Source organism: Caulobacter sp. X, assembly GCF_002742635.1.
Lineage (GTDB): Bacteria > Pseudomonadota > Alphaproteobacteria > Caulobacterales > Caulobacteraceae > Caulobacter.
In genome coordinates this window covers 202,956-226,221 of record NZ_PEGF01000001.1, presented here as the reverse complement: position 1 = coordinate 226,221, position 23,266 = coordinate 202,956, and the positions used below count along the sequence as shown (strand labels likewise).

The window sequence follows — 23,266 nt, the reverse complement described above, 5'->3', positions numbered from 1 at the left end:
GCCCCTTTCCTACGCGCCCTCTTGGCCGATGATCGCCACCGAGCAGACATTGCTGGCCGGCGCGCCGCCCAGGTTGTGGGTCATGCCGAAAACGGGATTGGCCAGCTGCCGCTCGCCGGCGCGGCCCTGGAGCTGCAGGTACATCTCGTATAGCATCCGCAGACCCGAGACGCCGATCGGGTGGCCAAAGCACTTCAGCCCGCCGTCGATCTGGCACGGCACCCCGCCGTCGGCGTCGTAGAAGCCGTCCAGCACGTCCTTCCAGCCCTGTCCCTCGGGCGAGATGAAGAGGTCCTCCATCGTCACCAGCTCGGTGACCGAGAAGCAGTCGTGCACCTCCATCATCGAGATTTGCTCGCGCGGACGCTCGATGCCAGCCTCCTTGTAGGCCTTGCCGGCGGCGATGCGGGCGGTGTGGAAGTGGCTGCCATCCCAGCCGTTGTACTGGCTCTCGTAGCCGTTCGAGACCGACAGCTGCAGCGCCTTGACCGTGACGAGGTCGTGCTTGCCCAGGGCGCGGGCGATCTCGGGCGTGGTGACGATCGCCGCCGCCGCGCCGTCCGAGACGCCGCAGCAGTCGAACAGGCCTAGCGGCTCGGCGATCATTGGGGCGTTCAGCGCCTGCTCCTCGGTGATCGGCTTCCTCAGGTGGGCCTTAGGGTTCTTGGCGCCGTTGGCGTGGCTCTTGACCGACACGTGGGCGATGGCGCGCTTCAGGTCGTCCTTGGAGACGCCGTGCTTGGCGCGGTAGGCGCTGGCGAGTTGGGCGAAGTTGCCGGGCGCCGAGCCGTTCGGCATCACCTGCGGGTTCAGCGTCCCAGGATTGGCGACCGGCAGGCCGCCATAGCCGGTGTCCTTCAGCTTCTCGACGCCGACCGCCAGGGCGATGTCGGCCGCCCCCGCCGCCACGGCGTAGACCGCGCCCCGGAACGCCTCGGAGCCCGAGGCGCAGAAGTTCTCGACCCGGGTGACGGCGATGTTGGGCAGGCGCAGGGCGATCGACAGCGGCGTGCCGCCCTTGCCCGAGCCGATCTCGTCGATGTGCGTCGAGAACCAGGCCGCATCCAGCTGCGTCGGCTCGATGCCGGCGTCCTGCATGGCCTCTAGATAGGCCTCGACCATCAGATCGTCGGGGCCGGCGTCCCAACGCTCACCGAACTTGCTGCAGCCCATCCCGAGGATGGCGACCTTGTCGCGGATACCCTGTGGCATCTTCGCCTCCTATTCCGCCGCCTGGGCGGTCGCGTTGGCCAGGGCGGCGCGATCGGGCGTCGCCTTCCAGAAATAGCGGACGAAGCCGCGCTTCTCGTCGACCTCCTTGACGCGGAAGACCATCCGCACCGGCAGGCCGGTCTCGACATCGCCCGGCGCGACATCCGTGATGTCCATCATGATCCGCCCGCCGCCCTCGAAGACGACCATGCCGTAGTGGTTCGGCGGGGCCATGGAAAAGGTCAGATAATCAGCCGAGTAGCTGAGAATGCTCGCGCGCCGGTCGGCGAACTTGTACGGCTCCTGGGTGTCGACCGCCGGGTTGTTCGGCGCGACCGAGATGCGGGTGCGCGGGAACTGAACGACTCCGGTCTCGCGGCAGCGGCCGCCGACCAGGCCCAGGATCATGTCCTCATTGCGGTATAGGGTCGTCAGCGCGGTCTTGTTGTCCTTCTCGGCCCGCATGCCCTTGTCCCATTCGACGAGGCCGTTGAAGGTCAGGAATTTCAGATAGTTGGTCTCTTCTTTTCGATCGGCGAGCGAACCCGTGACGCCGCGCGCGGGACGCTGTCCCTGGCCCGTAGCGCGGAACACCAGGGCCTCGGCGCCCTGACCGAACTGCGCCACGAGGATCACCTCGTTTTCACGAGCGTTTTCAAGCGCGTGCGCCAACATGATCGGCCCATGCGCGCAGCCCGCCTCGCCCATCACGGCGGCGAGGTTGTCGCGCACGGCCTCCGGCTTGATCCCGGCCGCCTTCGCCACCGTGGCGGCCATGCCGGCGAAGGTGGACGGGAAGCAGAAATGATCGACATCGGAAGTACTTAGGCCGGCAACCTCAAGCGCCTTTCGGATCGCCGGTGGGACCAGCTTGACGATGCCCTCGTCGCGGATCCAGCGCTCCTCCCAGTAGTAGTCGAAGCCGCCGTCGTCGCCGCGGAAGTGGTCCACGAAATCGTCGGTGACGCTGCCGCGGCCCAGCAGTTCGGCCGCCCCCGGTCCGTCGGTGACCACGAAGGCCGCCGCGCCGTCGCCGAAGTCCAGCTCCTGGGCGGAGGCGGCGCGCGCCTTGCGGTGCTCGCCCGCCGCGACCAGGGCGGCCTTGGCCCCGCAGCCGGCGACGGCGGACAGCGCCTGGGCCAGGGCCGTCAGGCCGCAGCGCTGGGATCCCGTCACGTCGGTCGCCGCGATCGACTTCTCCAGGGTGAGCGCCGCCGACACCACACCGGCGTTCAGCCGGTCGGCGAAGGGCGCCGTGGTCGAGGCGAAATAGAGGGCGTCGATGTGGGAGCGGTCGTCGTCAGGGCCCAACGCGTCGCGCGCGGCCTCGACGGCCATGGTCAGGGCGTCCTCGTCCCAATTGGCCATGGACCGTTCGCCCTTGCCCTTGGCCTTGAGGTTCGGCGCGACCCAGGCGTTGGCCTCGGTCACCGCCTTGCGGCTCAGACGAAGACGCGGCGCATAAGCGCCCCAGGCGGCGATGCCGACCATTTCTCACTCCCTGCCGGTCGAGTTGATCTCGACTTATCGACGTTCAGCTTACGCTCGCGTCAGGCAGGGACAAGTGTTCCCCGGCGGCAGGGAAACACGTCTCAGCGATAGGGGTCGTCGGTGTTCAGATAGCCCGCCACATAGTCGGCGACGCCGTCCTCCAGCGAGGTCATCGGCGCGTCGTAGCCGGCCGCGCGCAGGCGGCTCATGTCAGCCTGGGTGTAGTACTGGTACTTGCCGCGCAGCACCTCGGGCATGTCGATATAGGTGATGTCCGGCTGGCGGCCGACCGCCTCGAACGTCGCCACCGCCAGATCGCGGAACGAGCGCGCCTGGCCCGAGCCCAGATTGAACACGCCGTTCACCGCCGGGCTCTTGGCCAACCAGGCGACCACATCGACCACGTCGCGGACATAGACAAAGTCGCGCAGCTGGCCGCCGTCCTCGTAGTCCGGATTGTGCGACTTGAAGAGCTTGACCCCTTCGCCCGCGGCGATGCGCGGCCAGATCTGGGCCACGACCGACTTCATGCCGCCCTTGTGGTCCTCGTTGGGGCCATAGACGTTGAAGAACTTGAGGCCCACCCACTGGGTCGGCGCGCGGCCGCGGGCGGCCTCGCGGGCGGCGTGGATGTCGAACAGCGCCTTGGACCAGCCATAGGCGTTCAGCGGGCGCAGGGCCCTCAGGGAGGCCAGGTCATCCTTGCCGTCGAAGCCCAGCTTGCCGTCGCCATAGGTCGCCGCCGACGAGGCGTAGATCAAGCGCTTGCCGTGCTCTGCGCACCAGTCCCACAGGTCGCGCGACAGCACGAAGTTCGACTGCACGATCTTGTCGGCGTCGGTCTCGGTGGTCGACGAGACCGCGCCCATGTGGACGATCAGCTCAACCTCGGAACCGTGCTTGGCCAGCCAATCGAACAACTGCTCGGGGGCGACGAAGTCGGCGATCGGGTGCTTGGCGATGTTGCGCCACTTGCCGCTGGCCGCGTCGCGCAGGCGATCGCAGACCACGACGTCCAGCGCCGGATCCTCGCAGAGCTTGGCGACGATGTTGGAGCCGATGAAGCCGGCGCCGCCGGTGACGAGGACGATACGACGGCTCACGGCTTAGGCCGCGCGCTTGGTCAGGGCGTCGTATTCGAGCAGGTTGGCGACCAGCGCCTCGAACTGGCTCATCGGCACCATGTTGGGACCGTCCGACGGCGCCTTGTCCGGATCAGGGTGCGTCTCCATGAAGACGCAGGCGACGCCGACGGCCACGGCGGCGCGGGCCAGGACCGGCACGAACTCACGCTGGCCGCCGGAAGAGGTTCCCTGCCCGCCCGGCTGCTGGACGCTGTGGGTGGCGTCGAACACCACCGGGCAGCCGATCTCCTTCATGATCGGCAAGCTGCGCATGTCGCTGACCAGGGTGTTGTAGCCGAACGAGACGCCGCGCTCGCAGGCCATGACGTTGGGATTGCCCGCGCCGGTGACCTTGGCGATCACGTTCTTCATGTCCCAGGGGGCCAGGAACTGACCCTTCTTGATGTTGATCGCCCGGCCGGTCGCGGCGGCCGCCAGCAAGAGGTCGGTCTGGCGGCACAGGAAGGCCGGGATCTGGATCACGTCGACCGCCTCGGCCACGATCGGACAGTGGCTGGTCTCGTGCACGTCGGTCAGGGTCGGCAGGCCGGTGGCCTCGCGGATCTCCTGGAAGATCGGCAGGCTGTCCTTCAGGCCGATGCCGCGCTGGGCGTTGGCCGAGGTGCGGTTGGCCTTGTCGTACGAGGTCTTGTAGATCATCCCCACGCCAAGACGTTGCGCCATCTCCTTGAGCGCATGGGCGGTTTCCAGGGCGTGCTGACGGCTCTCCATCTGGCACGGTCCGGCGATGATCGAGAGCCGCTCGCCATTGCCGATACGAACGGGCGCGCCGGTCGGGGTCTTGATCTCGACGACGGCGTTGGGGGCGACGGCTTGCGGCTGATCCAAGGCGATACTTCCGACGTATTAGAGGCTTTGGGCGCCCAAGAGGTGACCCTTCGGGCGGGACGGTGCAAGTGCGGAAAGACTCTGGCGACAGCGAGGCGAACCCCGGCGCCATCATCGTTTGGTTCCGCAAGGACCTGCGCATAGCCGACAATCCGGCGCTGCGCCATGCCGGCGACAGTGGTCGCCCGGTGGTGTGCCTGTACACCCTGGACGAGACGCCCGGCGTGCGGCCGATGGGCGCCGCCTCGCTGTGGTGGCTGGACAAGTCGCTGAAGAGCCTGGCCCAAGAGCTTGAGAAGCTTGGCAATAGGCTCGTGCTCCGCAAGGGCGTCGCCGCCGAGGTTCTGGACGCCCTGATCGCCGAGACGGGCGCGACCTGCGTGTTGTGGAACCGGCTCTACGACAAGGCCAGCATCGATCGCGACGCGGCGATCAAGGCCCGCCTGAAGGACGCTGGCGTCGACGTCCAGAGCTTCAATGCTGGCCTGCTGAACGAGCCCTGGACGGTCCAGAACGGTTCGGGCCTGCCCTACAAGGTCTTCACGCCCTACTGGCGCGCGGCGCGGGAGCATCTGAACGATGTCGTCGTAGAAGCCGCGCCCAAGGTCTTGAGATGCCTGGACAAGGCGACGTCCAGCGACAGGCTTTCCGACTGGGCGCTTCACCCAACCAAGCCCGATTGGTCCAAGGGTTTCGACATTTGGACGCCGGGCGAGGCTGGCGCGCGGACGCGGCTGGATGCGTTCCTGTCCGGCCCGATCAAGGGCTATGGCGAGAAGCGCGATATCCCCTCGGCGCCCGCCACCTCGCGCCTGTCGCCGCACCTGCACTTTGGCGAAATCGGTCCGCGCCAAGTCTGGATCGCCGCCCGCAACGCCGCCGAGGCCGGCGACATCCCTGCCGCGGAAGCCGACAAGTTCCTGTCCGAGATCGGCTGGCGCGAGTTCAACCACTCGATCCTGTTTCACTGGCCCGAGCTGCCCAGCCGCAATTTCAAGCCGGAGTTCGACGGCTTTCCCTGGGCCAGGGACCGCGCCGCCTTCGAGGCCTGGACCAAGGGTGAGACCGGCTATCCGATCGTCGACGCCGGCATGCACGAGCTGTGGGTCACCGGCTTCATGCACAATCGCGTGCGGATGATCGTGGCCTCGTTCCTGATCAAGCACCTGATGATCGATTGGCGCGAGGGCGAGGCCTGGTTCTGGGACACGCTGGTCGACGCCGATCTCGCCAATAATGTCGGCAATTGGCAATGGACCGCCGGCAGCGGCGCCGACGCCGCGCCGTATTTCCGGATCTTCAATCCGATCAGTCAGGGCGAGAAGTTCGACCCACGCGGCGACTATGTTCGACGCTGGGTTCCAGAACTCAAGACTGTTCCTGACAATGTTATCCACAAGCCATGGGAGCAACCGCTCCATCTGTCTCCGGCGGCGCGGCGTATCTATGCCAAACCGATCGTTGACCACGCCAAGGCGCGCGAGCGCGCCCTGGAGGCCTATCACAGCCTCTAGATCAGCGAGGGCTTTACGAGACGGTGGTTAACGGCGTTTAATCAACGCGTCACCGGAAGCGAGGCCCTGCCTTGGAAAACGCGCTCTGGACTGATCCCGACCTTAGGGTCGCCCCAACCGCCTTTCGTTCCGCCGTGCGCATCGCGGCCGAGAATTGGGAGGCCGGGTCGCTGACCTTCATCCTGCCGACCGGCAAGGCGCTGACGGTAAAGGGCCGCAAGGACGGGCCCGACGCGACCATCCGCATCCGCGACTACAACTTTGTCCGCCGCGCCCTGCTGTCGGGCGACATCGGTTTCGCGGAAGGCTTCATGGCCGGCGAGTGGGACACGCCCGATTTGTCGGCCGTTCTCGAGGCCTTCTCGCTGAACTTCGACCGCCTGGCGGGGCTGCACGCGGGCAACCCGATCATGCGGGCGCTGAACGCGATCTACCATCTGTTCAACCGCAACAGCCGCTCAGGCTCGAAGCGGAACATCCACGCCCACTACGACCTCGGCAACGCCTTCTACTCCCGCTGGCTGGACCCGACGATGACCTATTCGTCGGCCCTATACGAGCACCCGAACCAGCCGCTGCCCGACGCCCAACGCGCCAAGTACGCCGCGCTCGCCAAGACCATCGGCCTGGCGCCCGGCAAGCATGTGCTGGAGATCGGCTGCGGCTGGGGCGGCTTCGCTGAGTTCGCCGCCAAGGAGGTCGGGGCCAAGGTCACCGGCATCACCATCTCCCAGGCGCAGTACGATTTCGCCCGCAAGCGCCTGTTCGATCAGGGTCTTTCCGAAAAGGCCGACATCCGCCTAGTCGACTACCGCGATGTCGAGGGCCGCTTCGACGCCGTGGCCTCGATCGAGATGTTCGAGGCGGTGGGCGAGGAATATTGGCCCGCCTATTTCGGTAAGATCCGCGAGGTGCTGGTCCCCGGCGGCCGCGCCGGCCTGCAGATCATCACCATCCGCGACGAGCTGTTCAGCGACTATCGCAGCCGCACCGACTTCATCCAGCGCTACATCTTCCCGGGCGGCATGCTGCCCAGCGAGGCGCGGCTTAAGGAAGAAACCGAACGCGCCGGGCTGGAATGGAGCGATCTCAAGCGCTTCGGCCAGAATTATGCGGACACGCTGGCCGAATGGGGCCGGCAGTTCGAAGCCGCCTGGCATGAGATCCGCAAGGATGGCTTCGACGAGCGCTTCCGTCGCCTGTGGCGGTTCTATCTCAGCTATTGCGAGGCGGGGTTCCGCACTGAGCGGACCAACGTCATCCAGCTGGGCCTCAGCCGCGGCTAGACGCCCATCTGAGTTCTGAGCGCCGCCGCCTTCTCGCGGAAGGCGCGGCGCTCGGTCTCATCCATGCCGTTCAGCGTCTTCAGCGGCATCAGCATGCGGCCGTTGCCGGCCAGGCGCTCAGCGTGGCGGTCGATGAAGTCCCAGTAGAGGGCGTTGAACGGACAGGCGTCGTCGCCCAGCCGCTGCTTGACGTCATAGCGACAGCCTTTGCAGTAGTCGCTCATCCGATCGATATAGGCGCCGCTGGCGGCGTAAGGCTTGGAGCCGACGATGCCGCCGTCGGCGAAGGTCGCCATGCCGCGCGTGTTCGGCATCTCAACCCACTCATAGGCGTCGGCGAACACTACCATGTACCAGTCGTCGACCGCGTCGGGATGCACGCCCAGCAGCATGGCGAGATTGCCGGTGACCATCAGTCTCTGGATGTGATGGGCGTAGGCGTGGTCGCGGGCTGAGCGCACCGCGTCGGCGACGCAGGCCATGTCGGTCTCGCCCGACCAGAAGAACCACGGCAGCTTGCCCTCGGCCTCAAGTGCATTGCGGCGGCCGTATTCCGGCATCTTCAGCCAATAGACGCCGCGCACGAACTCGCGCCAGCCGATGATCTGGCGGATGAAGCCCTCGACCGCGTTCAGCGGCGCCCGCCCCTCGCGCCAGACCGCCTCGGCCCGTCGGCAAATGTCCAGCGGGTCCAGCAGGCCGATGTTCAGGGCCGGCGAGATCAGGCCATGCCACAGGAACGGCTGCTCCCAGGCCATGGCGTCCTGCCAGTCGCCGAACTCCGGCAACATGTGGTCCAGGAAGTGCTGCAGCGCTGCTTCAGCCTCCTCGCGATTGGTCGGCCAACCGAACGCGTCGAGCGTTCCGAAGTGGTCCTCGAAGCCCTTCGAGACCATGTCGATGACGGCCTGGGTGGTTGCGTTCGACGGAGTCCGCAGGCGCTTGGGCGGCCGCACGCCCTTCGGCAGCTTCTTGCGGTTCTCCGGGTCGAAGTTCCAGCGCCCGCCGGCCGGCTTGTCGGCGTCCATCAGGAGGCCGGTGCGCCGGCGCATCTCGCGGTAGAAGAACTCCATCCGTAGCTCGCGTCGCCCCTCGGCCCAGCCCGCGAATTCGGCGCGAGAGCACAGAAACCGATCGTCCTCGCGCGTCTCGACCGGAACGCCGACCTCCAGCGACAGCAGCGCCTGTTCCAGACTCCACTTGCCGCAGACGGTGCGGACCAGGCGGTCGAAAGCGCCCTCGCCCAGCGCGCGGGTCACCTCTCCGGCGATGGTGCGGGTGTTGGCGGGATCGTCGAGCGTGACATACCGGACGCTCAGGCCCTTCGCGCGCAGCCGCTCGGCGAACTGGCGCATGGCCGACCAGACCAGGACCAGCTTCTGCTTGTGATGCTTCCAGGCGGTGGCCTCGGCGACGCTCTCGACCATCAGCACGACGTCGCGCGCGGGATCGATATCGTTCAGCGCCGACAGGCTTTCCGACAGCTGGTCGCCCAGGACCAGTCGCAGAGCGCCTTTCGAATTGCTCACCGCGAACCTCTCGCCTTCAGGAAAACTGGGCTTGCGTGACGCGGCCCGCGCACGATCTACCATGCCAGCCCGGCCACGCAGGTGAAATCATGCCCTTCCTCCCCAGCGTTCTCGACGCCATCGGAAACACGCCGCTGATCCGCCTGCGCCGCGCCAGCGAGGCGACCGGCTGCGAGATTCTGGGCAAGGCCGAGTTCATGAACCCAGGCCAGTCGGTCAAGGACCGCGCCGCCCTGGGGATCATCCGCGATGCGGAGGCCAAGGGTCTGCTGAAGCCCGGCGGCCGCATCGTCGAGGGCACCGCTGGCAACACCGGCATCGGCCTGGCCATGGTCGCCTCGGCCCTGGGCTACAAGACCACCATCGTCATTCCCCGCACCCAGAGCCAGGAGAAGAAGGACGCCATCCGCCTGCTGGGCGCCGAGTTGGTCGAGGTCGATGCGGTTCCATATTCGAACCCGGGCAATTATGTCCGCTATTCCGGACGCTTGGCCGAGGAACTTGCCAAGACCGAGCCCAATGGCGTGATCTGGGCCAACCAGTTCGACAATGTCGCCAACCGCGAAGCCCACTACCTTGGGACGGGCCCGGAAATCTTCGAGCAAACAGAGGGCAAGGTCGACGGCTTCATCTGCGCTGTCGGCTCGGGCGGCACCCTGGCCGGCGTCGCGGCGGCCCTTCGCGAACGCAAGCCCGACGTGAAGATCGGCCTCGCCGACCCGCACGGCGCGGCGCTCTACAGCTGGTACAAGGACGGCGAGCTGAAGTCCGAGGGCAGTTCGATCAGCGAGGGCATCGGCCAGGGCCGCGTGACCGCCAATCTGGAAGGCCTGACTATCGACCATCCCTTCCGCGTGTCCGACGAGGAAATGCTGAAGGTGCTCTACGACCTCGTCATGCACGAGGGTCTATGCCTGGGCGGCTCGGCGGGGATCAACATCGCCGGAGCCGTGAAGCTGGCCAAGGAACTCGGGCCCGGCCACACGATCGTGACCGTGCTGTGCGACCACGGCTCGCGCTACCAGTCCAAGCTGTTCAACCCCGACTTCCTTAAGGAAAAGGGCCTGCCGACGCCGCCCTGGATGTAGCTTGCGACGAAGCGCGTCGGCGGCGATGTTGCCGGCGTCTCGAAACGGGGGCGAGTCAGCCCCCAGAAAGGCGTCGACATGAGCACTCCGTCCGATCCGCTGGTCTCCACCGCCTGGCTGGCCGAACATCTCGACGCGCCGGACGTGCGGGTCGTCGACGCTTCGTGGCACATGCCGGCCGCCCAGCGCGAGCCGTACAAGGAGTTCCTGGCCGCCCACATTCCGGGCGCGGTGTTCTTCGACATCGACGACATCGCCGACGAGACCACCGACCTGCCGCACATGATCCCGACGCCGGTGAAGTTCGCCTCGCGGGTCAGGAAGCTGGGCCTGGGCGACGGCTCACGGATCGTCGTTTACGACAGCATCGGCATTCTGCCGGCCGCGCGCGCCTGGTGGCACTTCCGGGCCATGGGCCACGAGGACGTCGTGGTGCTGGACGGCGGCCTGCCCAAATGGATCGCCGAGGGCCGCCCGATCGAGGACGGTCCCGCCGCGCCGCAGGAGCGCCACTTCACGCCGCGCTACCAGGCCGACATCTACCGCTCGCTGGAGCAGATGCGCGAGATCGTCGCCAGCGGTCGCGAGCAGATCATCGACGCCCGCGCCGCCGGCCGCTTCGAGGGCCGCGATCCCGAACCCCGCGCGGGCCTGCGCGGCGGCCATATGCCGGGCGCGCGCAATATCCCGCTCGCGGCGATGATCGCGCCGGACGGCACGATGCTGCCGGCCGACAAGCTGAAGACCGTGTTCGAGACCGCCGGCGTCGACATCAACAAGCCCATCGTCTCGACCTGCGGCTCGGGCATCACCGCCGCGGTGGTCGCCCTGGCGCTTGCGCGGATGGGCAAGCCGCGGTCGGCGGTCTACGACGGCTCCTGGACCGAATGGGGCGGCCTCGCCGACACCCCCGTCGCCACGGGTCCGGCGGCCTAGCATTAAGAGTATCTCGATGGACGAAGAAACCCGCCTGATCCGCAAGGGCCTGGCCAATCACACGCTGGCCAAGACGGTCAATCCGCCGATCCAGCGGGGATCGACCGTACTGTTGCGCGACGCGGCGTCGCTGTACGACGACGACCAGCTGACCTACGGCATCACGGGCCTCGCGACCCCCAGCGCCCTGCAAGCCGCCCTGGCCGAGTTGGAAGGCGCCGAGGACGTCACGCTCTATCCGTCGGGCCTGGCGGCGATCACCGGCGCCCTGCTGGCGGTGCTGAAGGCCAGCGACGAGGTCCTGGTGGTCGACAGCGCCTACAAGCCCACGCGCCGGTTCTGCGACCGCCTGCTGTCCCGTTTCGGCGTGACCACGACCTACTACGACCCGGCTCTGGACGCCGAGGCCCTGATGGCGCTGGCGACGCCGCGCACGCGCCTGATCGTGCTGGAGGCGCCAGGCTCGCTGACCTTCGAGATGCAGGACATTCCCGCCATCGCCCAGGCGGCGAACGCGCGCGGGATCATGACCCTGATCGACAACACCTGGGCGGCCGGCTTCTACTTCAAGCCCCTGGCCCACGGCGTGACCCTCAGCGTCCAGGCCCTGACCAAATATGTCGGCGGCCACTCGGACTGCTTCATGGGTTCGGTGGCGACCTCGGACAAGGCTGTCGCCGCCCTGTTGGGCGAGGCCATGTGGGACATCGGCTGGTCCGTCTCGCCCGACGACGCCTACACCATGCTGCGGGGTCTGCGGACCCTGGCCACGCGTTTGCCGCGCCACCAGGACAATGGCCTCGCTGTCGCGCGCTGGCTGCAGGCGCGGCCCGAGGTGTCGCGGGTGCTGCACCCGGCCCTGCCCGACGATCCTGGCCACGCGATCTGGAAGCGCGACTTCACGGGCGCCTGCGGCCTGTTCGGCGTCGTGCTGAAGCCTTGCACGCAAAGCGCGGCCAAGGCCTTTCTTGATAGCCTGAAGCTGTTTGGGCTGGGCTTCTCCTGGGGCGGCTATGAGAGCCTGGCCCTGCACTGCGATCCGCAGCTGAAGTTTCGCTCCATCCCGGTGAACCTGGAGGGGCCGCTGCTGCGCTTCCATGTGGGGCTGGAAAGCGTCGAGGACCTGAAGGCTGATCTGACCCAAGGCTTCGAGGCCTTGAAGGCCTAACATCGCGCGCTCCGTCGCCACGATCAGAGCTTGCAATAATCGCCGTCTCGCCTGTGATGTCGTCGGCGCCGATGTCACGCGCGCAACAAGGGGACGGTCCATGGCGCTCTATGTCTTTGCCCTTCTGATCGGGGTTGTCGCCGGCCTGCGGGCGATGACGGCGCCGGCCGCCGCCGCTTGGGCGACGCGGCTGGGCTGGCTGCCTCTGGCGGGTTGGCCGCTGGCCTGGCTGGGCGGCCTGATCCCAGTCCTGATCCTCACCGCTCTTGCGGCGCTGGAGCTGGTCGGCGATCAGCTTCCGCAAACGCCCAGTCGCAAGGTTCCCGTCCAGTTCGGAACGCGTATCGCCACGGGCGCCTTCAGCGGCGCGGCGCTGATGATGCCCAGCGGCCACTGGCTGCGCGGCGCGGCCATCGGCGCCGTCGGCGCGGTGATCGGCACGCTCGGCGGCGCGGAGGTTCGCGGTCGGCTCGCCGCACGCTTCGGCCAGGATCGTCCGGCCGCGCTGATCGAGGACGCGGTCGCCATCGGCGGCGCTCTTGCGATCGTGGCGTTGGCCCGATGAGCGCGGCCGAGCGCTTCGACGCCATCATCATCGGCGCGGGCCAAGCCGGGCCATCCCTGGCCGGACGCCTAACCGTCGCTGGCCAAAGGGTGGCGATGATCGAGCGCAAGGATTTCGGCGGAACCTGCGTGAACACCGGCTGCATGCCGACCAAGACCCTGGTCGCCAGCGCCTACGCCGCACACGTGGCGCGTCGGGCCCAGGACTATGGCGTCGTGCTGGAAGGCCCCGTCGGCGTCGACATGAAAAAGGTCTGGGCGCGACAGCAGACCGTGGTGAAGAACGCCCGGGGCGGCGTGGAAAACTGGCTGCGCGGCATGGAGGGCTGCACGGTCATCGAGGGTCACGCCCGCTTCGAGAGCGCCGACACCGTGCGGGTCGGTGACCGATTGCTGACCGCGCCGAAAATCTTCCTGAACGTCGGCGGCCGCGCCAACGTGCCGGACATGCCGGGCGTCAATGATATTCCGCACCTGACCAATGTCGGCATGATGCAGCTCGACGTCCTGCCCGAACACCTGGTGATCATCGGCGGCAGCTATATCGGGCTGGAGTTCGCCCAGATGTTCCGGCGGTTCGGCAGCCAGGTGACCATCGTCGAGATGGGACCACGGCTCATCAGCCGCGAGGATCCGGAAATCTCCGACGCGATCCGCGAAATCCTGGAAGCGGAGGGGATCACCATCCGGCTCAACGCCGAATGCATCCGGTTCTCGCCGCGTGACGAGGGCGTCTGCGTGCATGTGACCTGCGAGGCGGGCGAGCCGCAGGTGACGGGATCCCATGTCCTGCTGGCGGTCGGACGGCGGCCGAACACCGACGACCTCAACCTGGCCGCCGCCGGCGTCGAGACCGACAAGCGCGGCTATGTCGTGGTCGACGACCAGCTGCAGACCAACGTCCCCGGGATCTGGGCGATGGGCGACTGCAACGGCAAGGGCGCTTTCACCCACACCGCCTACAACGACTTCGAGATCGTCGCCGCCAACCTGCTCGACAATGATCCGCGCAAGGTCAGCGACCGGATCCCCTGCTACGGCCTGTTCGTCGATCCGCCGCTAGGCCGGGTCGGCATGACCGAGGCCGAGGCCCGCGCCACGGGCCGTCCGCTGCTGATCGGCCAGCGCCCGATGACCCGCGTCGGCCGCGCGGTCGAGAAGGGCGAAACCCAGGGCTTCATGAAGGTGGTGGTCGACGCCGAGACGAAACAGATTCTCGGCGCGGCGATCCTGGGCCTGAACGGCGACGAAGCGATCCACGGCATGATCGACCTGATGTACGCCAAGGCGCCCTACACGACGATCCAGCGCGCGGTCCACATCCACCCAACGGTCTCGGAGCTGATCCCGACGATGCTGGGCGAACTGAAGCCCGTTTAGATTTTCAGATTTTAGCCCGCCCGCTTGCAGATAAATCTGAACCTGTTGCGGTTGCGAACGGCGAAAGCACGACCAGATAGCACGCAGACGCCGACGGAGGGTCGGCGCCCCTACCCCAAGGGACAGTCTCGCATGCCCAATCTGTTCGACCCGCTGCGCGTCGGCGACCTCAACCTGCCCAATCGCGTTGTCATGGCGCCGCTGACCCGGCTGCGCGCCGGTCCGACCCATATCCCCAACGCCCTGATGGCCGAGTATTACGGCCAGCGCGCCTCGGCCGGCCTGCTGATCAGCGAAGGCGTCCCAGTGTCGCCGCAAGGCGTCGGCTACGCCGGCGTTCCTGGCATCTGGTCCAAGGAGCAAACCGAAGCCTGGAAGCAGGTGACCAAGGCCGTGCATGACAAGGGCGGTCGTATCTTCATGCAGATCTGGCACGTCGGCCGCATCTCCGATCCCGAGCTGCTGAACGGCGAACTCCCCGTCGCCCCCAGCGCCATCGCCGCCAAGGGCCATGTCAGCCTGCTGCGTCCGCAACGCGACTACCCCACCCCGCGCGCGCTTTCGACCGAAGAGGTCGCCGGGGTCGTCGAGGCTTTCCGCCAGGGCGCGGAGAACGCCCAGGCCGCCGGCTTCGACGGCGTGCAGCTGCACGGCGCCAACGGCTATCTGCTCGACCAATTCCTGCAGGACGGCAGCAACCAGCGCACCGACCAGTACGGCGGCTCGATTGAGAACCGCGCGCGCCTGCTGCTGGAAGCCACGGACGCGGCGATCTCAGTGTGGGGCGCTGATCGCGTCGGCGTGCACCTGGCGCCGCGCGCCGACAGCCATTCGATGGGTGACAGCAACCTCGCCGCTGCGTTCGGCTACGTCGCCAAGGCCCTGGGCGAGCGCAAGATCGGCTTTGTCTCGGCCCGTGAATACGAGGCGGCCGACAGCCTGGGTCCGGACCTGAAGAAGGCCTTCGGCGGCGTCTACATCGCCAACGAGAAGTTCGACCTCGCCAGCGCCAACACCGCGATCGAGGCCGGCAAGGCCGACGCCATCGCCTTCGGCAAGGCCTATATCGCCAACCCGGACCTCGTGGAGCGCCTCAAGACCGGCGCGCCGCTGAACACGCCCGATCCCGCGACGTTCTACGGGTTCGAGAACGGGCCGCGCGGCTATACCGACTATCCGACCCTGCAGCAGGTCGGCGAGCCGGCGTAAACGGCAAACCGTCGTCCCGGAAGCTCGGCGAGCGATCCGGGACGACAGGCCTTAAGCAGCCTCGATCAGGCCCTCGGCCACGTACTGGGCGGCCACGGCCTCGGCGACCTTGATGCCGTCGACCGCCGCAGACAGGATGCCGCCGGCATAGCCCGCGCCCTCGCCGGCCGGATAGAGGCCGGCGGTGTTCAGGCTTTGGAAGTCCTTGCCGCGCGTGATCCGCACCGGCGAGGACGTCCGGGTCTCGACGCCGGTCAGCACCACGTCCGGATGGTCGTAGCCAGGGATCTGGCGGCCGAAAACCGGCAGCGCCTCGCGCATCGCCTCGATGGCGAACGGCGGCAGGCATTGCGCCAGATCAGTGAGGTGGACGCCCGGCTTGTAGGATGGCGTGACCGCGCCGAACTCGGTCGACGGGCGCCCCGCCAGGAAGTCCCCGACCAGTTGGCCCGGCGCCTTGTAGGTTCCGCCGCCGGCCTGGAACGCCAGGCTCTCCCACTTGCGCTGGAACTCGACCCCGGCCAGCGGGTGGCCCGGATAGTCCTGCTCGGGATTGATATCGACGACGAAGCCCGAGTTGGCGTTACGCTCGTTGCGCGAATACTGGCTCATGCCGTTGGTGACGACGCGGCCGGGCTCCGAGGTCGCGGCCACGACCGTGCCGCCCGGGCACATGCAGAAGCTATAGACCGTCCGCCCATTCTTGGCGTGGTGCGAGATGGCGTAGGCCGCGGCGCCGAGATCCTTGTGGCCGGCGCAGTCGCCGAAGCGCGCGCGATCGATCCACGACTGCGGATGCTCGATCCGGACGCCGATCGAGAACGGCTTGGCCTCGATATGGACGCCGCGGTCGTACAGCACCTGGAAGGTGTCGCGCGAGCTGTGGCCCAGGGCCATGACTACGTGACGCGCTGGCAGGTAGCCATGCCCGGCGATGTGCAGCCCCTTGATCCGCCGGACGCCATCCTCGCCAACCTCGATGTCGAAGTCCTCGACCCGATGCTGCCAGCGATATTCGCCGCCCAGGCTCTCGATCAGGGCGCGCATGTTCTCGACCATGTGCACCAGGCGGAAGGTGCCAATGTGCGGATGGGCCTCGGTCAGGATCTCTTCCGGCGCCCCGGCCTTGACGAACTCGGTCAGCACCTTGCGGCCCAGGAAGCGCGGATCCTTGATCTGGCTGTAGAGCTTGCCGTCCGAGAAGGTCCCCGCCCCGCCCTCGCCGAACTGGACGTTGGACTCCGGATTCAGCTCACCGCGCCGCCACAGGCCCCAGGTGTCCTTGGTGCGCTCGCGCACGACCTTGCCGCGGTCGACGATGATCGGCTTCAGCCCCATCTGGGCCAGGATCAGGCCCGCGAACAGGCCGCAGGGACCGGCGCCAATGACCACGGGGCGCGGGCCGTCGAAGTCCTCCGGCGCCTTGGCGGCGAACCTGTAGCTCGTGTCAGGCGTCACCCGCACATGGTGATCGCCCTCGAAGCGGCGCAGCACGGCCGCCTCGTCGCGCAGCACGACGTCGACCGAATAGACCATCAGGATCGCCGACTTCCGGCGCGCGTCGTTGGCGCGGCGGGCGACCTCGAAGCTCACCAGGTCATCGGCCTTGATCCCCAAGCGCTCGACGATGGCGGGCGCCATGGCCTCCGGCGGATGGCCCAGCGGCAGCTTCAGTTCCGAAATACGCAGCATGGCGCGGGTCTTAGCTAAAAGTGCGCCGCCGCGCCATCCATGCGAGCGCTAGGCGGCCCGCGTCAGGGCCCCATCGCGGAGAACAAGGCGCGCCGTCTGGCCCTTGCGAAGGTCCACGGTCAGGACGGAGCGGCCCAGCACCACGGCGTGGCGCCCGTCCGCTTTCGCCATCAGCACCGCCTCGGTCAGCTTGCCGCCGGTCCAGCGGACATCGACGCCGACCGCGCCTCGCGCCCTCAACCCCTTGATGTGGCCGGTAGGCCAGGCCGACGGCAAGGCGGGCAGCAGGTAGATGCGGTCGTTGCGGCTTTGCAGGATCATCTCGGTCATGCCCGAAACCCCACCGAAATTGCCGTCGATCTGGAACGGCGGATGGGCGTCGAACATGTTCGGATAGGTGCGCTCGGGGCCCAGCAGCAGCCGCAGGATACCGTAGGCGTGATCGCCCTCGCCCAGCCGCGCCCAGAGGTTCAGCCGCCAGGCGATCGCCCAGCCGGTCGACAGATCGCCGCGCGTCACCAGGGTCTGCTTCGCCGCCCCCGCAAGCTTCGGCGTCGTGTCGATCCCGATCTGGTCCGACGGGAACAGGCCGTAGAGATGCGAGACGTGCCGGTGATGGATATCGGGCGCGTCGGCGTCCCAGTCCTCCTGCCACTCCTGAAGTTGGCCGTCCTTGCCGACCTTGTAGGGCGCCAGCTTGTCGCGCGCCGCCGTGAGTTCGGCGACGAAGTCTGGGTCGGCGCCCAGGACGACCTCGGCCTTCAGGCAGTTGTCGAACAGGTCGCGGATGATCGCCTGGTCCATGGTCGGGCCGGCGACGATCGAGGCCCCGTGGCCGTGGTCATTCTCTGGCGACAACGAGGGGTTGGTGACCAGGACGCCGAACTTCGGATCGACCACCAGGGTGTCGAGGAAGAACCGCGCCGAGCCCTTCATCAGCGGATAGACCCGCGCGAGATAGGCGTGGTCGCGGCCGTAGTCGTAGTGGTCCCAGAGATGCTTACAGAGCCACGCGCCGCCCGTCGGCCACACGCCCCACGGCGCGCCGTCGACGGGCGCCGTCGCGCGCCAGAGGTCGGTGTTGTGGTGCGCCACCCAGCCTCGCGCGCCGTACATCGCCCGGGCGGTGCGCGCGCCGGTCTCCGACAGGTCCCTCACCAGCGCGACAAGCGGCTCGACCAACTCCGGCAGGCCGGTCGGCTCGGCGGGCCAATAGTTCATCTCCGTGTTGATGTTGATCGTGTACTTGCTGCCCCACGGCGCCGAGGGCTTGTCGTTCCAGACGCCTTGCAGATTCGCCGCCTGCCCGCCCGGACGCGAGCAGGCGATCAGCAGGTAGCGGCCGTATTGGTAGTAGAGCGCCGCCAGCGAGGGATCATCGGTCGTCGGCGAGGCCTTGATCCGCTCATCGGTCGGCAGCAGCTCGGCGCGCGTGCGGCCGAAGTCGACCTTGACCCGGCGGAACAGCGCCCGGTGGTCGGCCTGGTGATCGGCCAGGATAAATTTCCAGGACTTGCCGGCAAGCTTGGCCACCGTCGCCTTGTTCAGCGCGGTCGGATCACCGGACACATCGTCATAGCGACGATAGCTTGTCGCCGCCGCGATCAGCAGCACCACCTCGTCGGCGTCCCGGATCGACAGGGTCTCGCCCTGCCCGCTCACCCGACCGCCCTTGGCGCGGACATCAACGCGACATTCGAAACGTAGCTTGGCGGGGATATCTTGCTGGCTCTCGTTGACGCCAGCCAGCACCAGGCTGCGCCCCTCGACGGTCGCCACCGGTTTGGACGCCAGGGGCGAGGCGAAGCCGAGATCCAGGCTGATGGCGCCGCGACGGCTGGCCGAAAGGCGCACGGCGATGACGCCGTCCGGCGCGCTGGCGATCACTTCGCGCACATGGTCAACGCCGTCGGCGGTGAAGCGCGTCGTGGCGATCGCGCCGTCCAGGTCGAGGTCTCGGACATAGTCGGACGGCTCGGCCATTCCCGGAAAGCCGAGCTTCAGGTCGCCGATCGTCTGGTAGGACATCTGCTTGCGCGGAATGCCGACAAACTTGGCGTCGGCGAGCTGGGCGGCCTTGGCGTACTCACCCGCATCGATCAGGCGGCGGATTTCCGGCAGCGCCTCATGCGCCTCCGGATTGGTCGCCTCGTAAGGCCCGCCTGCCCAGAGCGTGTCCTCGTTCAGCTGCAGTCGTTCGGCGCCAACGCCGCCGAACACCATGGCGCCCAGCTTGCCCGAACCGACCGGCAGGGCCTCGACCCAGGTCTTGGCGGGCCGACGATACCAGAGGCGCAGCGGCGACGTCTTTTCGGCGCGCGCCGAGGCGGCCGCCATCGCGGGGGCGGCGCCCAAGGTCGCCAAGGCGGACCGACGGGTCAAGGTCATATCGCGAGCCTCCCAACACGCGAAAAAGCCGGACGCGCTGTCTTCAGATCGCGTCCGGCCTTCTTTGATTTAGATGGACGTCATGCCCTCTAGTCGAGCGCGACCACGACGACCGACTTGGCCGGGATGTCCAGCGTCAGCGTGTCGCCCGCGATCTTGCCGCCCTTGAACGGAGCCGGCGCGACGGTCGGCTTCACCCCGAAGGCGTTCATCGCGTCCATCTTGTCGGCGGTGAGCACCTGGCCCGACACCGACTTGGCCTTCAGCCCAGCCAGCGCCACCGACAGCTTGACGCCGTCGTCCGGCGACATGTTGGCGACCGCCACATAGGTCTTGCCATCCTTGCCCTTGGCCGCCGAGGCGTTGAAGGCCGGGATCTTGCTGCCGCCGACGTCGATCTCGGGCGCGTTGACGTCCAGCGGGATCGCCGTGGAGTCCTGGAACGGCACGTACATCTTGTAGGCGTAGTAGGTTGGGGTCAGGACGATCTTGTCGCCCTGGGTCAGGATCATCGCCTGCAGCACGTTGATGGTCTGGGCGATGTTCGTCATCCGCACGCGATCGGTATAGCGGTGGAAGATGTTGAAGTTCGCCGCCGCCAGCACCCCATCACGCAGGGTGTTCAGCTGGTAGAGATGGCCAGGATTGGTGCCCGGCTCGACGTCGTACCAGGTGCCCCATTCATCGACATAGAGACCGATCCGCTTCTTGGGATCGTTCTTGTCCATCACCGCGATGTGCTGCTTCAGCAGATCGTCCATCCGCAGGGTCTGGGCGAAGGTCTGGCCCCAGGCGGCCTTGTCGAAGCCCGTCGCCGCGCCCTTCTTCGACCATTTGCCGGTCGGGATCGTGTAGTAGTGCAGCGAGATGGCGTCCATCTGCTTGCCGGCGTTCTTGGTGACCACGTCGGTCCAGTTCACGTCGAACGAATTGGCGCCCGACGCGATACGCAGCGCCTTGTTGTCGTCGTTCTTGTGGAAGAAGGCCGAGAAGCGACGGTATTCGTTGGCGTAGTATTCGGCGGTCATTTCGCCGCCGCAACCCCAGCTCTCGTTGCCGATGCCCACGAACGGCAGGTTGAACGGCTTGTCGCGGCCGTTGGCGCGACGCTCCTGGGCCAAGGTGTCGTCGCCGGGCGAGATCATGTACTCGATCCACTCGCGCATCTCGGTCGGGTTGGACGAACCGACATTGATCGAGACGTAGGGGTCGGCGCCGACCTGCTCGACGAAGTCCATGAATTCGTGGGTGCCGAAGGCGTTGGTCTCGGGCGAGCCGCCCCACCAGTTGTTCTTGCGCGAGGGGCGCTTGTCGCGCGGACCGATGCCGTCGCGCCAGCGGTATTCATCGGCGAAGCAGCCGCCGGGCCAGCGGATGACCGGGACCTTGATGTCCTTCAGCGCCGCGACCACGTCGCTGCGGATGCCGCGCACATTGGGGATCTTGGAATCGGGACCGACCCAGACGCCGTCATAGATGCCCGCGCCCAAGTGCTCCGAGAATTGACCGTAGATGTAACGCGAGATCGGCGCGCCCGGCTTGTCGGCCTTCAGGGTCGCGGTCGCGGCGATTTCCCCCGCCCGCGCGCTCGCCGCCATCGCCAGCAGCGCCACGGCCGCGCCTAGAAACGTCTTGGCCATAGCCATCTATTGTCCCTCTCCATTTACGCGCGGATGCTTCAGGGCTCCGCCTTGTTCTGACCGCGTGCATAGCAGCGGCTATTTTGTCGTACAATATCTTCCCAGACACCCTTGGGCAGCCTGACAAGAAAAGGCCGCCGACGCTTTGCGGCGCCGGCGGCCATATGGATCAGTGGTTATCCCTGGGCAGGCCCTTGGTTTGGGCGATGCGCTGGTATTTGACGGCGGGTTCGAGGATGGCGCCGGTTTCGAGCTGACCGACGACGGCGCGCTGGATCTCCTGCCAGGGGGTCTGGCTTTCGGGATAGGCATAGCCGCCGGCGGCTTCGAGGGCCTTGCGCCGCTCGACGATCTCGCCGGGCGAGACCAGGACGTCGACCCGCGACTTGCGCAGATCGAAGCGGACCTTGTCGCCGGTCTTGAGCAAGGCCAGCCCCCCGCCCACGGCGGCTTCCGGCGAGGCGTTGAGGATCGAGGGCGAGCCGGAGGTGCCCGACTGGCGGCCGTCGCCGATGCACGGCAGCTGATGGACGCCCTGCTTGATCAGGTAGTTGGGGGCGCGCATGTTCACCACCTCGGCCGCGCCGGGATAGCCCACCGGGCCGGCCCCGCGCATGAACAGGATCGAGTTGGCGGTGATGCCCACCGACGGATCGTCGATCCGGTGGTGATAGTCCTCGGGGCCATCGAACACGACCGCCACGCCCTCGAAGGCGTCCGGATCGTCGGGGTTGGACAGATAGCGCTCGCGGAACTCTTTGGAGATCACGCTGGTCTTCATGATCGCCGAGTTGAAGAGGTTGCCGCGCATGACCACAAAGCCCGCCCGCTCGACCAGCGGCCGCGAGAACGGCCGGATGACGTCCTCGTCCTCGATCTGGACCCCGCGATACTGCTCGCCGATCGTCTGGCCCGAGACGCATTTGACGTCCTCATGGATCAGCCCCTGCTCGATCAACTGGCCAAACACCGCCGGCACGCCGCCGGCCCGGTAGTAGTCCTCGCCCAGATATTCCCCGGCCGGCTGCAGGTTGACCAGCAGCGGCACCTCCTCGCCCTTCTCCTGCCAGTCGTCGATGGTCAGCTCCACGCCCATGTGACGGGCGAGAGCGTTCAGGTGGATCGGGGCGTTGGTCGAGCCGCCGATCGCCGAGTTGACGACAATGGCGTTGAGGAACGCCTCGCGGGTCAGGACGTCGGAGGGCTTGAGGTCCTCCTTGACCATCTCCACGATCCGCAGACCCGTGCGATAGGCGTTTTCCTGGCGATCTCTATAGGGGGCTGGAATCGCCGCCGAGCCGGGCAGCGACATGCCCAGCGCCTCGGTCAGCGAGTTCATGGTCGTGGCCGTGCCCATGGTGTTGCAATAGCCCGTCGAGGGCGCGGAGCTGGCCACCAGCTTGATGAAGCCGGCGTTGTCGATCTCGCCGGCCGCCAGCATCTCGCGGGCCTTCCAGACGATGGTGCCAGACCCCGTCCGCTGGCCCTTGTGCCAGCCGTTCAGCATCGGCCCCACCGAAAGCGCGATGGCCGGGATGTTCACCGTCGCCGCCGCCATCAAGCAGGCCGGCGTGGTCTTGTCGCAGCCGATGGTCAGCACCACCCCGTCCAGCGGATAGCCGTAGAGCAGCTCCACCAGACCCAGGTACGACAGATTGCGGTCCAGCCCCGCCGTCGGCCGCTTGCCCGTCTCCTGGATCGGATGGACCGGGAACTCCAGCACGATGCCGCCGGCGCTGCGGATGCCCTCGCGCACCCGCTCGGCCAGCACCAGGTGATGGCGATTGCATGGCGACAGGTCCGACCCCGTCTGGGCGATGCCGATGATCGGACGACCCGACTGCAGCTCCTCCAGCGTCAGCCCAAAGTTCAGATAGCGCTCCAGATAAAGCGCCGTCATGTCGATGTTGTCCGGATTGTCAAACCACGCACGCGAACGAAGGGTGCGGGAGGAGACGGGATCGGCGCTCATGACATTCCTTGACGACGCTGCGCTTCAGGCTGGCCGCAAGAGCGTGTCCAAGCCGGAGCGGATTTGTATTGTAATATTTGTCTGACTATCGCTGCTTCCCAAGCCCGTCAATGATCGCGAGCGCTGTTCGGCCAGGAGATCGTCACGAATGACGGGATGCTGCAAACGAGGTTTGACAGGACCGACGGCGACGGTATTTGTCAGACTATTATAGGCTAGGAGCG

17 protein-coding genes are annotated in these 23,266 nt (G+C 67.1%); 8 read left to right on the top strand and 9 right to left on the bottom strand.

What is annotated here, in order from left to right; translation table 11 throughout:
- Positions 1–9 precede the first annotated feature (9 nt).
- From CSW60_RS00935 to kdsA, 4 genes are all read right to left on the bottom strand, one after another.
- Positions 10–1,212 carry an acetyl-CoA acetyltransferase gene (locus CSW60_RS00935; protein ID WP_099535338.1) on the bottom strand — a complete coding sequence of 401 codons (1,203 nt, stop codon included), beginning with the start codon at positions 1,210–1,212 and terminating at the stop codon, positions 10–12.
- A 9-nt stretch (positions 1,213–1,221) separates the two neighbouring features.
- On the bottom strand, positions 1,222–2,703 hold the full coding sequence (locus CSW60_RS00930) for a hydroxymethylglutaryl-CoA synthase family protein (RefSeq protein WP_099535336.1): 1,482 nt from the start codon (positions 2,701–2,703) through the stop codon (positions 1,222–1,224).
- 101 nt (positions 2,704–2,804) lie between these two features.
- Positions 2,805–3,806, bottom strand: a complete 1,002-nt coding sequence (gene rfaD, locus CSW60_RS00925; RefSeq protein WP_099535334.1) for an ADP-glyceromanno-heptose 6-epimerase — start codon at positions 3,804–3,806, stop codon at positions 2,805–2,807.
- Positions 3,807–3,809: 3 nt separating this feature from the next.
- Positions 3,810–4,676 (bottom strand): 3-deoxy-8-phosphooctulonate synthase, encoded by an 867-nt coding sequence (gene kdsA, locus CSW60_RS00920; protein ID WP_099535332.1) that lies wholly within the window; start codon positions 4,674–4,676, stop codon positions 3,810–3,812.
- A 62-nt stretch (positions 4,677–4,738) separates the two neighbouring features.
- Here kdsA and CSW60_RS00915 point away from each other — a divergent pair, with 62 nt between their 5' ends.
- Together CSW60_RS00915 and CSW60_RS00910 are read left to right on the top strand one after the other, a co-directional pair.
- On the top strand, positions 4,739–6,190 hold the full coding sequence (locus tag CSW60_RS00915; protein WP_099535330.1) for a deoxyribodipyrimidine photo-lyase: 1,452 nt from the start codon (positions 4,739–4,741) through the stop codon (positions 6,188–6,190).
- 71 nt (positions 6,191–6,261) lie between these two features.
- Complete coding sequence (locus CSW60_RS00910; protein WP_099535328.1) at positions 6,262–7,476, top strand: cyclopropane-fatty-acyl-phospholipid synthase family protein; 1,215 nt, start codon at positions 6,262–6,264, stop codon at positions 7,474–7,476.
- Here CSW60_RS00910 and CSW60_RS00905 read toward each other — a convergent pair.
- Entirely contained in the window at positions 7,473–9,005 is a 1,533-nt protein-coding gene (locus CSW60_RS00905; RefSeq protein WP_099535326.1) for a cryptochrome/photolyase family protein, read from the bottom strand. The genes CSW60_RS00910 and CSW60_RS00905 overlap by 4 nt on opposite strands.
- A gap of 89 nt (positions 9,006–9,094) precedes the next feature.
- Here CSW60_RS00905 and CSW60_RS00900 point away from each other — a divergent pair, with 89 nt between their 5' ends.
- The 6 genes from CSW60_RS00900 (at position 9,095) to CSW60_RS00875 (ending at position 15,350) form a co-directional block, all read left to right on the top strand.
- Complete coding sequence (locus CSW60_RS00900) at positions 9,095–10,093, top strand: cysteine synthase A (protein ID WP_099535324.1); 999 nt, start codon at positions 9,095–9,097, stop codon at positions 10,091–10,093.
- Positions 10,094–10,171: 78 nt separating this feature from the next.
- A complete protein-coding gene (gene sseA, locus CSW60_RS00895; RefSeq protein ID WP_099535322.1) occupies positions 10,172–11,029 on the top strand; it encodes a 3-mercaptopyruvate sulfurtransferase in 858 nt (285 codons plus the stop codon).
- Positions 11,030–11,045: 16 nt separating this feature from the next.
- Positions 11,046–12,197 carry a cystathionine beta-lyase gene (metC, locus tag CSW60_RS00890; RefSeq protein WP_099535320.1) on the top strand — a complete coding sequence of 384 codons (1,152 nt, stop codon included), beginning with the start codon at positions 11,046–11,048 and terminating at the stop codon, positions 12,195–12,197.
- Positions 12,198–12,297: 100 nt separating this feature from the next.
- A complete protein-coding gene (locus tag CSW60_RS00885; RefSeq protein ID WP_099535318.1) occupies positions 12,298–12,762 on the top strand; it encodes a DUF4126 family protein in 465 nt (154 codons plus the stop codon).
- Positions 12,759–14,141 carry an FAD-containing oxidoreductase gene (locus tag CSW60_RS00880; protein ID WP_099535316.1) on the top strand — a complete coding sequence of 461 codons (1,383 nt, stop codon included), beginning with the start codon at positions 12,759–12,761 and terminating at the stop codon, positions 14,139–14,141. Before CSW60_RS00885 ends, CSW60_RS00880 begins: the two co-directional genes overlap by 4 nt.
- A gap of 132 nt (positions 14,142–14,273) precedes the next feature.
- Positions 14,274–15,350: an alkene reductase gene (locus tag CSW60_RS00875; protein WP_099535314.1), complete on the top strand. Its 1,077-nt coding sequence runs from the start codon at positions 14,274–14,276 to the stop codon at positions 15,348–15,350.
- A gap of 51 nt (positions 15,351–15,401) precedes the next feature.
- Here the strand turns inward: CSW60_RS00875 and CSW60_RS00870 are convergent, their stop codons facing one another.
- The 4 genes from CSW60_RS00870 to CSW60_RS00855 form a co-directional block, all read right to left on the bottom strand.
- On the bottom strand, positions 15,402–17,042 hold the full coding sequence (locus tag CSW60_RS00870; RefSeq protein ID WP_099535312.1) for an NAD(P)/FAD-dependent oxidoreductase: 1,641 nt from the start codon (positions 17,040–17,042) through the stop codon (positions 15,402–15,404).
- Between the two features lie 48 nt (positions 17,043–17,090).
- Positions 17,091–19,430: a glycoside hydrolase N-terminal domain-containing protein gene (locus tag CSW60_RS00865; protein ID WP_099535310.1), complete on the bottom strand. Its 2,340-nt coding sequence runs from the start codon at positions 19,428–19,430 to the stop codon at positions 17,091–17,093.
- A gap of 89 nt (positions 19,431–19,519) precedes the next feature.
- Positions 19,520–21,070 carry an alpha-N-arabinofuranosidase gene (locus CSW60_RS00860; protein ID WP_099535308.1) on the bottom strand — a complete coding sequence of 517 codons (1,551 nt, stop codon included), beginning with the start codon at positions 21,068–21,070 and terminating at the stop codon, positions 19,520–19,522.
- 169 nt (positions 21,071–21,239) lie between these two features.
- Positions 21,240–23,042 (bottom strand): IlvD/Edd family dehydratase, encoded by a 1,803-nt coding sequence (locus CSW60_RS00855; RefSeq protein WP_099535306.1) that lies wholly within the window; start codon positions 23,040–23,042, stop codon positions 21,240–21,242.
- Positions 23,043–23,266 lie beyond the last annotated feature (224 nt).